Below are 12,875 nucleotides of genomic sequence, written 5' to 3' on the forward strand. Positions count from 1 at the left end.
TTGCAGCCTAAAATTAGCAGAGAAATACCATTACTATTTCGAAAGCAAACTTTAATTTTTTAAAAATTGTATTATGAAAAAAGGAATCCACCCAGAAAATTATAGACTTGTTGTTTTCAAAGATATGAGTAACGACGACGTGTTTCTTTGTAAGTCTACTGCAGAAACAAAAGATAGTATCGAATTCGAAGGACAAGAGTACCCATTGATCAAAATGGAAATCTCTTCAACTTCTCACCCTTTCTACACTGGTAAAGTGAAGTTAGTTGATACTGCAGGTAGAGTTGATAAGTTTATGAACAAATACAAAAAATTCGCTAAGTAATTTTTTGTTATCAAACATACTGAAGTCTTCCAATTTATTGGGAGACTTTTTTTTTGATATAGAAGTTAGAAATTAGAGGCTAGAAGTTAGTTGGGTGCATTTTGTACTTTTTCTCTATAGAAAGGAATTGTATTCTTTTCAAACAGAAAGACAGACATTCTTACTGATCCTTTCGTAAACTAATCTCTAACTTCTAACATCTAATTTCTCTAATCCCGCTATTTTCGTATTTTTGTTCCGGACAGAAATCAGATGCTGTAAATAATTTGTGAGGCAGAATACTTCTATATCGAGTATCTAATTTCTAACTTCTAATCTCTAACTTCTAAAATAATGCAATTAGTATTTTCAGATGCCCAGTATTGGGAAGATTTTCTTCCGCTTACCTTTACCCGTCCTGTTGCCGCAATGCGATGCGGAATCCTCACTTTTTCTGAGCGATGGCAAAAGATCCTGGGAAATACCGGAGTTTCCTATTTTACAGAAAATTATCTTCAGAATAAATTTAAAAGTCCCGAGGACAAAGAAAGTCTTTTCTTAGTCACCAATTTCCTGCCGACTGAAACGGTAATTCAGCAGATTAAAGATCTTCAGCAGGGTGAAGCTTTGGTTTATGAAGATGAACTTGTTGCTGCAAGGATCAATATGAAAGGTTTTTCCCTGAATCAGATCGAAAAAATGACGGATATCAAAGAGAAACTGACCTTCTTTAAAAAACCGTCAGACTTATTTACTTACAATCACCTTGCAATCGATTTTGATTTCAATCTGATTACTGATGGAAGAGCTTCTCAGGAACTATCTTCTACCAATGGATTTTTAGGGGATAAAAAAGACTTGTTCATTGAAGAAGGAGCGCAGGTAGAATTTTCTACAATCAATACGAAAACGGGAAAGATTTACATTGGGAAAAATGCTGAGGTGATGGAGGGTTGCAATCTTCGCGGACCTATATCATTGGGAGATGATTCCAAATTTAATTTAGGTTCCAAAATTTACGGAGCAACGACTGTTGGGCCACATTGTAAAGTTGGCGGTGAAGTGAATAACATTATTATCTTCGGGTATTCAAGTAAAGGGCATGAAGGTTTTGTAGGGAATTCTGTGATAGGCGAATGGTGCAATTTCGGCGCAGATACGAATTCTTCCAACCTTAAAAATAATTACAGCCAGGTGAAGCTTTGGAATTACAGAACAAAAGCTTTTGAAGATACAGGACTTCAGTTTGCAGGCTTGATCATGGGAGACCACTCCAAAACGGCGATTAATACGCAATTAAATACAGGAACCGTAATAGGAGTTGCTTCCAATATATTTAAACCTGGGTTTCCTCCCAACCTTGTGGAGAACTTTTCATGGGGTGGATGTAAGGATGATGAAAGATTTAAATTGGATAAAGCTTATGAAGTGGCAGAAAGAGCGATGGCCAGAAGAAAAGTACCATTAACGGATGATGATAAAGCAATTTTAAAACATATTTTTGATACCTATTAATATTGAAAGCCTCCATTTCGGAGGCTTTTTTTCTACCACAGATCACAGAAGAACACAGATGATTGAGAATATTTTCTCCTACTTTGTCCATGTAAAAATCTTAGATTTTTGGAAAACTTATGTGTTCTTCTATATAGTTGTATGGTCAACTTCAATTAACTAAAGTGTTAAAAAAACTTTTGTCCCTTTTGTAGTTAGTAAAAAAATCTGTGAGATAAATTGTCCATCTCTTTATGAAATTTCAAATTTATTATAGCGAAAGACAGTAGAAAACCTAAGATTTTCAAATTATCGTTCAGAAAAGAAAAAAAATAGGTATTTTTATAAACAGCATTAAAACTCCTTTATATGCAGGTTTTAAGAGCATACGGAGAAAATAAAATGCAAAAGATATCAATTATTTTATAATGTAGTGTAATAGAATTAAGATTTTAATTGTCTTACTAATAGAAACAAAACTCATGACCCAAGAAACTTTCAAGAATACGGTGTTTATTCTCAAAGACGAGATGTATCGTTTTGCGAAAAGATTTGTTATGAGCAGTGATGAAGCAGAGGACGTGGTACAGGACCTGATGATGAAGTTCTGGCAGAAGAGGGAAGAACTGGGGCAATTTGGAAATTTGAAATCCTATGCCTTAAAGTCCGTCCGGAACGAATGCCTGAACCGGCTCAAGCACCACGATGTGAAGTTAGGATTTGCAGATTTGCAGCTTCACCGCTCAGAACTATACAGCATGGATATCAATAATCTGAAGGAGTATATCATAGGTTTTATCAACCAGCTCCCGGAAAAACAGAAAATGGTTATTCATCTGAAAGATGTAGAAGAATATGAAGTCTCCGAAATTTCCGAAATGCTGGAAATGGAAGAAAACGCAGTAAGAGTCAATCTGATGCGGGCGAGACAAAAAGTAAAAGAACAAATATCACAATTGATGAGCTATGAACAAAGATCAATCTCAGAATAAATACGACGAGATCTTCCGGGAGATCAAGGAAGAGAAAATGGACTGGAGCTTTGAAGATTTTCTTCAGAAAACAGAAGAGGCGCCCGGTACCGAAACAAACGAAGCTCCCATCATTCCACTCCAGAAAAATAAACCTTCTTTCCCGAAATGGTTTTGGATGGCAGCCGGAATAGTACTTCTTTTCAGTGTAGGTTTTTTCTTCAATGATTACCGTACAGATGCTCTTGAAAAGGAACAACTGGTGAAAAATGAAGTTTTAAAGCAGAAATCAAAGTTTATAGAAGAGAATAACGATCATCAGGAGCAGGTAGCGGTGAACCACACCGATTCTATATCCGGGGCGAAAAAAGATTCTATATTTCAGGAGAATTCGGTAGCAGAAAAAGATGTGCTGGACGAGATTCTGCCAAAAAGAGGAAGGCTTAAAAAAGAAACAAGACCGAGATTTGTAAACAATGCCTCTTTTAAAAACAACAAGGCTTTAAAAGACTCTACAGGTTATAAAGATTCATACGTTATCGTAAACGGTAAAAGAATCGAGAATGTAGAAGAAGCCATCAATGTGACTAAATATTCATTCCAGATATTGGCAAATAACGTTAGTGAAAAGTTAGTACAGCCTACCGTCGTAAACGACGATTATTAACAAAAATAGATTATGCACCTGATCAGGCAAAAGTAATCAGCTTTAAAAATAAAAATTGACTCATGAAAAAAATATTCATAATATTCGCGCTTGCCTTTTCCCATTTCTTTACGGTGTATGGACAGGGTGACAAGTTCGACAGACTTTTTGAAAAATATCAGGAAGTGGAAGGTGTAACTTCTATTAAAATTGCTAAACCCATGTTCGGGATGCTCAGCAGTCTTAATATTGATGATTCGCAGCTGGATCAGATCAAGCCGCTGCTGTCTAAAATTAACGGATTAAAGATTCTTATCACCGAAAATCCAGAGAAAGCCAATACTAAAGAAGGTATTCAGGTACAGACTCATCTGGCGCAGTTGAGTAAAGATGTAGCCTCTTATTTAAAAACCCTCAATTACAGCGAAATCATGTCTGTGAACAGTTCCGGATCGAAGATTAAATTTCTTTCTGCCGAAGCAAAAGACGGAATGTTGGATGACCTGCTGTTGAGCATCGACGGAGGAAAAGGTGAAAATATCCTGGTAATGCTGGATGGAAAACTTTCCATGGATGATGTGAACAAGATCATCAATTCCAGCGAGACCAAAACCAAAACAAGTTCTGCAACCACTACCAGAAGCAGCTTTACCGCTGAAAGTAATTCTTCTTATATTAACGGGGAAGCAAGAAATGTCGGTGAATTCTCAGGAATTCAGGTGAGTACAGGGGTTAATGTGGTTTTCAAGCAGGAAAGCCCAACCAGTGTAAAGGTCATTGCCGATGCAGATAAACTTCAGTATGTGATCACTAAAGTGGAAAACGGAGTTTTGAAAGTGTATATAGACAATAAGGGAACGAAAAATTTAAGATTTAGAAACTTAAGCGTTAATATTTCTTCCCCAAGAATGGATAATATCAAAGCTTCTTCAGGATCTAACTTCAATGTAGTAAATTCTATCAAAGAAAATAATCTTACGATTGATGCATCATCCGGGGCTAATATACATGGAGATTTTAAAATCTCAAATGCAGTGGATATCGGGATTTCTTCAGGTTCAAATATCAGAGCAGGAATTACAGCCGGAACCATTATGGTAAAAGCTTCAAGCGGATCCAATGCAGCCATTGAAGGAAAAGCGAATTCAGGAATCATAGACATCAGCAGTGGAGCGCTCGTAAAAGCAGATGAACTGAGACTGGACAGTCTTGAGGCAGAAGCTACATCCGGGGCAAACCTGTCTGTAAATGTTTCCAGCAGACTGAAAGTAAGAGCGTCTTCAGGAGGATTGGTAAAATACAGAGGAAGACCTGAAATAGAAGCTAATATCAGCAAAACATCCGGAGGTACTTTGAAACCTATCGACTAAAAAATAACGGCCATGAAAACTTTAATAAACGTCTTTGTAGGAATCTTCGCAGTACTTATGCTTCAGTCGTGTATAGCGTCTCGCAGGCCCAATATCGATTTCTTCAAACAGTCAGGGTACGATTACAAAGGAGCAAAATTTGCAAGCTTCAATGTACCTTTGTTTCTCGCAAAACCCTTTATCAAGAAGGCATTAAGGGAAGATGGCGAAAGTGAAGAAGTGATTGCCCTGATCAAAAAAGTATCGAAGATTAGAGTCATGACGGTAGATAACGGCAGCAAAGCGATGCTGAACGACTACTCTAAATATTTAAATGACAATGATTTTGAAGACTGGGCTACCATTAAACACGACGGAGAAAACGTCAATGTACGGGTAAAACAGAACGGAGAAACCATTAAAAATATGATGATCACCGTAAACTCAGATAAAGAACTGGTTTTTGTGGACGTGAGAGGGAACTTTACTGCAGACGATATTTCAAAAGTGATCAATGCCGCTACAGATAAATAAAAATTTTTACTGTGGAAAAAAATAACAAGAGAGGTATGTCTTGCTAAAATATATAGCGAAATCATCCTTCCGTAAAAGATATAACAAGTAGTTTCATACTATACTAATTATTTTGTACAGAAAGACCGTTCTTAATAAGACCGGTTTTTTTGATTTAAGTTATTAATTTTTATTTAAACTATTGAAAAGGATTTTCATATCTCGTCAAAATAACCTAATTTTGCAAAGAAAGTAAAGATGTCTATTCATAACAAAATTGTAGAGACAGCCATCACTTTCGATGACGTTCTTCTAGTCCCTTCTTATTCAGAAGTTTTACCTAATCAGGTATCATTAAAATCAAGACTTACCGACAAAATCACGCTGAATGTTCCGATAGTTTCTGCTGCGATGGACACAGTTACTGAAGGAGATCTGGCCATTGCTCTGGCAAGAGTGGGAGGTTTAGGTTTCATTCACAAAAACATGACGATCGCTGAGCAGGCTGCACAGGTAAACCGTGTAAAGCGTTCAGAAAACGGAATGATCTCTGATCCTGTTACCCTTTCAAAAGATCATACTTTGGCTGAAGCTAAAGAAACAATGGCTAAGTATAAAATCTCCGGCCTTCCTGTTGTAGATGCAGATAATGTACTGATCGGGATCATTACCAACAGAGATGTAAAATATCAGGAAAACCTTGATATGAAGGTAGAAGAGATCATGACCAAAGAAAATCTGATCACTTCCGATAAAAATACCAACCTTGAAAAAGCAAAAGAAATTCTTCTGAAAAGCAGAGTTGAAAAGCTTCCGATCGTAGATAAAGACAATAAACTTGTAGGATTAATTACCATCAAGGATATTGACAATCAGTTGGAATATCCGAATTCGAATAAAGATCACAAAGGTCGTCTTATCGTAGGTGCCGGAGTAGGTGTTGGAGAAGAAACGATGGCCAGAATTGAAGCATTGGTCAATGCCGGTGTTGATATCATAGCCATTGATTCTGCACACGGACATTCAATAGGAGTTTTAGATAAAATTTCAGAAATAAGAAAAGCATACCCGGATTTAGATATCGTTGGAGGAAACATTGTAACGGCTGAAGCAGCGAAAGCTCTTATTGAAGCTGGAGCTAATGTTCTTAAAGTGGGAGTAGGGCCAGGTTCAATCTGTACAACCAGAGTAGTGGCAGGAGTAGGAGTTCCTCAGTTATCCGCTATTTATAATGTATACGAATACGCTGCATCTAAGAATGTAACAGTGATTGCTGATGGAGGTATTAAACTGTCAGGAGATATCGTAAAAGCGATTGCGAGTGGAGCAGGAGCAGTAATGCTGGGTTCACTTTTAGCAGGAACAGATGAAGCTCCGGGAGAAGAAATTATCTTCCAGGGAAGAAAATTCAAATCTTATCAGGGAATGGGAAGTCTTTCCGCAATGAAAAGAGGAGGAAAAGAAAGATATTTCCAGAGTGAGGCTAAAAAATTCGTTCCGGAAGGAATTGAGGGAAGAGTACCACACAAAGGAAAATTAGAAGATGTGATCTTCCAGCTTACCGGAGGATTAAGAGCCGGTATGGGATACTGTGGAGCTAAAGATATTGAAGCTTTACAGAAAGACACCAAAATGGTTATGATCACCGGAAGCGGATTGAAAGAATCTCACCCGCATGATGTAATCATCACTCAGGAAGCTCCGAATTATTCTTTTTAGAATAGAGTTAAACAATATAAAAATGCCGCACAGATTTGTGCGGCATTTTTTATTTGACGGTTTGTTTTGGAGATCAAAATTAAGGGTGGCCTTTTTTAAATTTAAAATATAAATTAATTCTATGTTTTTGTCTAATTGTTGAATTTTATAAATTGAATTATTTATTTTGATTCATTTTTTAAGTGCAATGCTGCAAATTTTAGTTTAAAATATTATTTTTTTTATAGAATATGTGAATCAGGTACTTAAATATTTGTAACAAAATTAGATTTTTACTACTAATATGGGATGTATTTGTAATTTATTTATTGATAGTAATAAATAAGCCTAATTAAATTTATAATTAAAATATTTGAAGAATGAAGAAAATTTTCCTTTATGGAGCAATGTTGCTTTCCGTTTCATTATCAGCACAACAAAAAAAAGATTGGTGTGGCTTTGATACTGAACAGAGAGGACATGAAAAAGAGAATCATGAAATCGATGATGCTATCCGTAAAATCAGAAACCAGATTCTGAGCAGTAATAAAAAAGGGGGTGTACAAAACGGAACTGGCTTTAAAACCGTTAATGGTGTTTACGAAATTCCAGTTGTAGTACACGTCATTGTACCAACGGGTTCTGCAATCGGAACTGCTTATAATAAGAGTGATGAGCAAATTCAGGCCTGGCTGGATCATTGCAACCAGATGTATGCGGGAACGTATCAGTGGGCTCAGGGAGTACCTGCAGATTTTGGAACAGCAGCAACAATGCCGATTAAATTAGTATTGGCTAAAAGAGATCCGAATTGTAATGCTACCACTGGTATTGTACGATACAATGGTGGAACTCTTACTGGATATGATGCCAATGGGGTGAACCGTCAAAATACAGACGGTGTTACCACTGCACAAATTAAAACCATTGCTCCACACTGGCCGGAAGCTTCTTACTTTAACATCTATATCATGAATAAAGTAGATGGTGGTGGGCAGTATGGAATTATGGGATGGGCAGGACTGCCTCAGAATATTGATTCAGCGTATGAATCATTTATGAAATCATTTGTGGTGACGCTACAGGATGACATTACTCTGGCGCATGAATTTGGACACAGTATGGGACTTCTTCATACGTTTGGGAACGCCAATGCACAACCTCCGGCGGGAACTACAGCAACTTCCTTCTGTCCTGCACAAACTACTAATGATTGTACAAAAGATGATGATGGGGTATGTGATACGGAAAGATCAAGAAGTTTATTAAGTGATTTTCCTGCACCTACCAATAATAGCATGAACTATTGTACAGGTGCAAATTATCAGGGAGTTCAGTATAATATGATGAACTATACAAACCCTATAGCCTTCAAATTTACCAATGGACAGCATGATAAAGCTGCTACTTCTTTCTTTTTATTGAGAGGTTCTTTAAGTACTTCATTGGGAGCAACAGCACCTGCACCTGCGTCAGCTATCGGAACGCCTATTGCAGCATGTACTCCAAGCGGTTTGGCTAATGCAGCTTCAAACAATTATTTTGTAGGGCCTACTTTGGTTAAATTAGGAAGTATTAATAATGCCAGTACAGGAGTTTGGCAAAATGCGCCTAGTTACTATGTGGATTATACAGGTGCAGGCTGTCTGAGAGCAACTACTACACAGCTTTTGGTAAGCCAGTCACAAAACCTTCAGGTCAATGTTTCCGGGAGTGATAATGAAGTGAGAGCCTGGATTGATTTTAATAACAACGGAACTTTTGAAGCTGGTGAATTGGTAGCATCGGGAGATAATATTGCCGCAGATCCTAGCACTCTAATCGGTACTCTCAATGCCACTTTTACGGCTCCTGCTTCTACGGTGCTTAATACTCCATTAAGAATGAGAGTAATGGTAGATGATGAGAATGCAAATATGACCGCTTGTGGACAGTTACAATATGGGCAGGCAGAAGATTACACCGTTAAATTTGTTACTGTTTTAGGAACCAGTGAAGTGAAGGCTGAAAACAATGATCTTGTGATCTATCCTAACCCGGTTGCAACAGGTGATAATGTATTTATCAAAGCTAAAAACGGTAAGAATTTAAAAGTTTCCATTTCTGATATGTCAGGAAGACTTATTGCAAGTCCATCTGTAAAAGAAGAAGGAAACGGAATTTATAAAATAAACCAGCAACTTGAAAAAGGAGTGTATATGGTTCAGATTTCCAACGGAAAAGAAAGTAAAACATCTAAACTGATCATTAAATAATTTTTAGATCATATAAAATTTAAATGCCTCCGGAAATGGAGGCATTTTTATTAAATATCTGTCAGCTGACCTTAATGTATTTAAATCTCCGTTTGATCACAGAATTCAAAAAACGTCCTTTGGATCTGGCCTCTCTGAATTTTTCCGAAATGGATACAGGGACTTTCAGATAGTCATACACGGCTCCGGACTGATAGATAATTCTTAACACTTCAGTCTCCGGAAAATAAATATAGGAGTTGACAACACTTGATGGCATACCCGTGAACCAGCAAAAATTATTCCTCACAAAAAATAGCCCTCAGGAATTCTGAAGGCTAAATCGATAATCAATTAATGCTATAAAAACATTATATCTCTATTTCTTCACGAATTTAAATTCATGAGATTCGAAGTTTTTAGTAGTAATTTTTAAAACATAAACTCCCGCAGAAAGAGAAGAAATATCAATTTTCTGATCAAATGCATCGCTTTTTACAAGTCTTCCGTCTACATTATAAATCTGAATCGTTTGTCCGTTATCAATTCCTGAAATATGGATCACATCAGATACAGGATTCGGGAAGATCTGGATTTTGGATTTCGTCACATCCGTTGTTGCCAGTGGACTACTGTGTACATCGCCTGTCATTGTAGAATTGATTCCCGTAAGATTTCCTCCACATTGTCCGGCCGTACCGGTGGGTACTGCGTTTTCTATCCATGTTCCGAAGGTATTGCTCGGAGGTCTTGGGCTGGTGTTATTTCCGGTTGAATTATAATAGATCAGCGTAGGAGTGGTGAAGGTTCCGTTTCCTTCGTCAGCAAGGAATTCCCATCTGGTAAGGGTATTATTCCACTTGATTTTAAATTCACACGTTCCTAATCCGCCGCAAGGCTGTCCATCCACCGGTGTTGTGATGTAAATGTTTTTGTTGTTTGCATCGACTCCGGTTTTGGTGAAAACAAAATTCTGGTTGTCAAACAGATTATGACATCCATTGAAAGTGATGGTCTGTGCGGCCACCGAACTTCCAAGAGCTATAGCTAATAAGTATAGAGTTTTCATAACTTATTAATTAAAAGATGGGAAAATACCTTGTAAAGCGATGATACATCTCATCGTTACATAAGGCTGTCTGTTTTCATGAGGCTGATTTCCTCCCGTAGGATTTACCATAGTCGCCTTCATAGTGGTATTGGCGTTGGCGTCAGAATATTCTTTGTCCAAAAGTTTAGTGTCTGCAGGAAGATTTCCCGTAGGGGTATTTTGGTTTCCTTCAGCAGTTACTGCATTTACGGTATGACTGTGAGCAGGCATTTGCTGTTGTGTTAAAGTAACACTTTCGCTTCCTCCCATTTCTCCGATCAGATAGTTCTGGCTAATGGTAGGACCCTGTCCCTGAGAAACAAGCACTCTTCCTCTCATATCCGGTAAAGCGAAATTCGTGGTTCCGTTTCCTCCATAAGTGGTTCCTATCAAGGCAAAAAGAGCCGTGTTTTGTGAAATAGGTAGCAGTTGTCCGTTGCAGTCTGCCCAACCGTTTGGAGCTCTGTTATACGGAACAAAAGCAATCTGTCCAAGAAAAGGTTCTGATTGTGCTTTTAAAGCGGACGTAAATGCGCTGCTTACAAGCAGGATGCATACTAGAATTAAGTTTTTCATGATGATTAGTTTTTATTAATGTAAAATTATAAAATATTTCCAATAAAAGGATTATGGAAAGAAAAAACCTTTCAGAATTAACTGAAAGGTAAGATTATATTAATGTAAACCTATGTTATATTGGATTTTTTCTCTATTGGCCCAGCATTTTGTGATATTCTGCAATATGAAGATAACCTTCCTCTTTAATGCTTACATCAAGGTGATGTTTTTTGGCTGTTTCATAGATTTCTTTAGGCAGCATGCTCCCTTTTTTGCTGAGTTCGATGCTCATATCTTTCAGAAGATTCAAATGAAGAATAAGGTCTTCTCTTGTCTTTTTGGCGAGATCCTGCATCAGTTTCTCGATTTTTTTATCGGTAATATGATGCTGCATGCGGTGCGGATATTCTTCAAAGCTGTAAACTGCCTGATATTCCTCATCAAACCCATATTTTCTGATATAGTCGGAGGCCAGAATGGTTGCCTGCTCTCTGTCATGGCTTCTTCCTATGCTGGCATTGTTTTCACCAAATATAATTTCTTCAGCAATTCCTCCTGCAAGATAAATTTTGACTCTGTCCAGAAGACTTTCCTTGGTATCGTGAATCTGATGAGGGAACGTAAATCCTGCCGCATAACTGCTGGCCACTTTACTCTTCAGCTGTAGCGGAGCAAAACCGGTATAAAGCATATAACAAACGGCATGTCCGCATTCGTGAACGCTGATGTTGGCAACGGCATCCTGCTGATTAGACTGGCGTATACTGTCGATTCTTCCGGTATAAGGGATATCGATGATACGTCCGCCTACTTTTCCGGAAATCTTTTTCTCTTTGACCAGATAGTCAATTTCAATGGTTTTATCGTCGTTAATGATCGCTTCAAAAAGAAATTTGCTGAGGTTCGTGTCCAGAATATCCACTACGCTACTGAATACCGGACGTACACCCTGAACTGGAAAAACGCCGTTTCTATAGATCAGCTCATTAATATTTTTAGTAATTTTTAAGCTGATTCCGAACTTTGATTTTGTCTTCGTTTTAAGATTATTGATTTCCCTTTGAACCAAATGCTGAAAATCTTCCGTCTTTAATGAAAAATAGATCAAATGAATGTTCCCGAATCGGGCTACCTGCTCAGGTCGGAATTTCCTCGATAATGCATTTTTTATATCAACAACGGTAATTTTCTTTGTAAAAGCATGGTAGATATTGGCATCGATGTCTGCTTCGCTCGTCTCGCGGGACATCTGAAAAGCTTCATCCAGATTTCCACTGATGATGATCAGCATTTTGCTGTAGTCTACCGGCTCATAAATCTTTTTCTCTTTCTGTTTTTTAAGGATCAGCTTGATCATATCTTCCTCTTTCATATCAATGATGCTCATGACATCATCTTCCATGCTGAGGTATTTCTTCAGTTCTTTGGCATCCCAGAGATTCAGATACGGATTTTCATCCATTTCCGTTTCGCCGTTCTTTTTGCGTCTGTCATTTTCTTTTTTACGCAAAAGATAGGAGAAGAGATAATGCTCAAGGTCATCACGCTCCCTTTTGCTTAGCTTGCCATCACTTAAAAGTTCCCAGAAATCGGTAAATTTTGTTTGTGGTACCGGAGTGCCGTCAGGATCTAGAGTATTAAAGCGCTGGATCTCATCAAAGAGAATGATGCTTGGTTTTTCGTCATTGAGGCGGTTGCTTTGTAAAATATCGGAAACACTTTTACTCCATGTAGTTTCATCGCTGTTGCTCAGTTCGATCTCTACAAAACGGTTCTGAAATTCAAGAAAGCGGACGGTTTTTCTTACCAGATCGGTCTTTCCGACCCCCGTCATTCCCCATAGATTGATCACCACAGGGCGTGTCAGGATTTCCGGCATCAGGTACCAGATCTGGATGTATTCCATTAAATCATCAATAATTTTATCAATTCCGATGAATTCTTTTTTCAGAAATGCTTTGCAGTCGTCCAGCTTCTTCTTTTTCTTCTGGATCTCTTCTTTATCAATAATCATACGT

General features: G+C 37.8%; 12 protein-coding genes. 8 read left to right on the top strand and 4 right to left on the bottom strand.

Going from position 1 to position 12,875, the window contains the following annotated elements; translation table 11 throughout:
- The first annotated feature begins 73 nt into the window (after positions 1-73).
- From N0B48_RS10205 to N0B48_RS10240, 8 genes are all read left to right on the top strand, one after another.
- The gene (locus tag N0B48_RS10205; protein ID WP_034731665.1) at positions 74-325 is read left to right on the top strand and encodes a type B 50S ribosomal protein L31; all 252 of its coding nucleotides are present in this window, start codon (positions 74-76) and stop codon (positions 323-325) included.
- Between the two features lie 333 nt (positions 326-658).
- Positions 659-1,819: a putative sugar nucleotidyl transferase gene (locus N0B48_RS10210; RefSeq protein WP_259838707.1), complete on the top strand. Its 1,161-nt coding sequence runs from the start codon at positions 659-661 to the stop codon at positions 1,817-1,819.
- A 461-nt stretch (positions 1,820-2,280) separates the two neighbouring features.
- Positions 2,281-2,790 (top strand): GFO_1088 family ECF-type sigma factor, encoded by a 510-nt coding sequence (locus tag N0B48_RS10215; protein WP_034731659.1) that lies wholly within the window; start codon positions 2,281-2,283, stop codon positions 2,788-2,790.
- Positions 2,765-3,436, top strand: a complete 672-nt coding sequence (locus tag N0B48_RS10220) for a hypothetical protein (protein WP_259838708.1) — start codon at positions 2,765-2,767, stop codon at positions 3,434-3,436. The genes N0B48_RS10215 and N0B48_RS10220 overlap by 26 nt, the downstream gene beginning before the upstream one ends.
- Before the next feature lie 62 nt (positions 3,437-3,498).
- Positions 3,499-4,785, top strand: coding sequence for a DUF4252 domain-containing protein (locus tag N0B48_RS10225; RefSeq protein WP_259838709.1), 1,287 nt, complete (start codon positions 3,499-3,501; stop codon positions 4,783-4,785).
- A 12-nt stretch (positions 4,786-4,797) separates the two neighbouring features.
- Positions 4,798-5,298, top strand: a complete 501-nt coding sequence (locus tag N0B48_RS10230; RefSeq protein ID WP_034731654.1) for a DUF4252 domain-containing protein — start codon at positions 4,798-4,800, stop codon at positions 5,296-5,298.
- A gap of 237 nt (positions 5,299-5,535) precedes the next feature.
- A complete protein-coding gene (gene guaB, locus N0B48_RS10235) occupies positions 5,536-6,996 on the top strand; it encodes an IMP dehydrogenase (protein WP_259838710.1) in 1,461 nt (486 codons plus the stop codon).
- Positions 6,997-7,355: 359 nt separating this feature from the next.
- A complete protein-coding gene (locus tag N0B48_RS10240; protein ID WP_259838711.1) occupies positions 7,356-9,230 on the top strand; it encodes a GEVED domain-containing protein in 1,875 nt (624 codons plus the stop codon).
- A 61-nt stretch (positions 9,231-9,291) separates the two neighbouring features.
- Here N0B48_RS10240 and N0B48_RS10245 read toward each other — a convergent pair whose 3' ends face one another.
- The 4 genes from N0B48_RS10245 to N0B48_RS10260 form a co-directional block, all read right to left on the bottom strand.
- Complete coding sequence (locus N0B48_RS10245; protein ID WP_259838712.1) at positions 9,292-9,489, bottom strand: KTSC domain-containing protein; 198 nt, start codon at positions 9,487-9,489, stop codon at positions 9,292-9,294.
- A 99-nt stretch (positions 9,490-9,588) separates the two neighbouring features.
- Positions 9,589-10,278, bottom strand: coding sequence for a T9SS type A sorting domain-containing protein (locus N0B48_RS10250; protein WP_259838713.1), 690 nt, complete (start codon positions 10,276-10,278; stop codon positions 9,589-9,591).
- 6 nt (positions 10,279-10,284) lie between these two features.
- Complete coding sequence (locus N0B48_RS10255) at positions 10,285-10,875, bottom strand: phage tail protein (RefSeq protein ID WP_259838714.1); 591 nt, start codon at positions 10,873-10,875, stop codon at positions 10,285-10,287.
- A 133-nt stretch (positions 10,876-11,008) separates the two neighbouring features.
- Complete coding sequence (locus N0B48_RS10260) at positions 11,009-12,871, bottom strand: ClpB D2-like domain containing protein (RefSeq protein ID WP_259838715.1); 1,863 nt, start codon at positions 12,869-12,871, stop codon at positions 11,009-11,011.
- Between the last annotated feature and the right edge of the window lie 4 nt (positions 12,872-12,875).

This window comes from Chryseobacterium herbae (assembly GCF_025154075.1).
GTDB classification, from domain to species: Bacteria; Bacteroidota; Bacteroidia; order Flavobacteriales; family Weeksellaceae; genus Chryseobacterium; species Chryseobacterium herbae.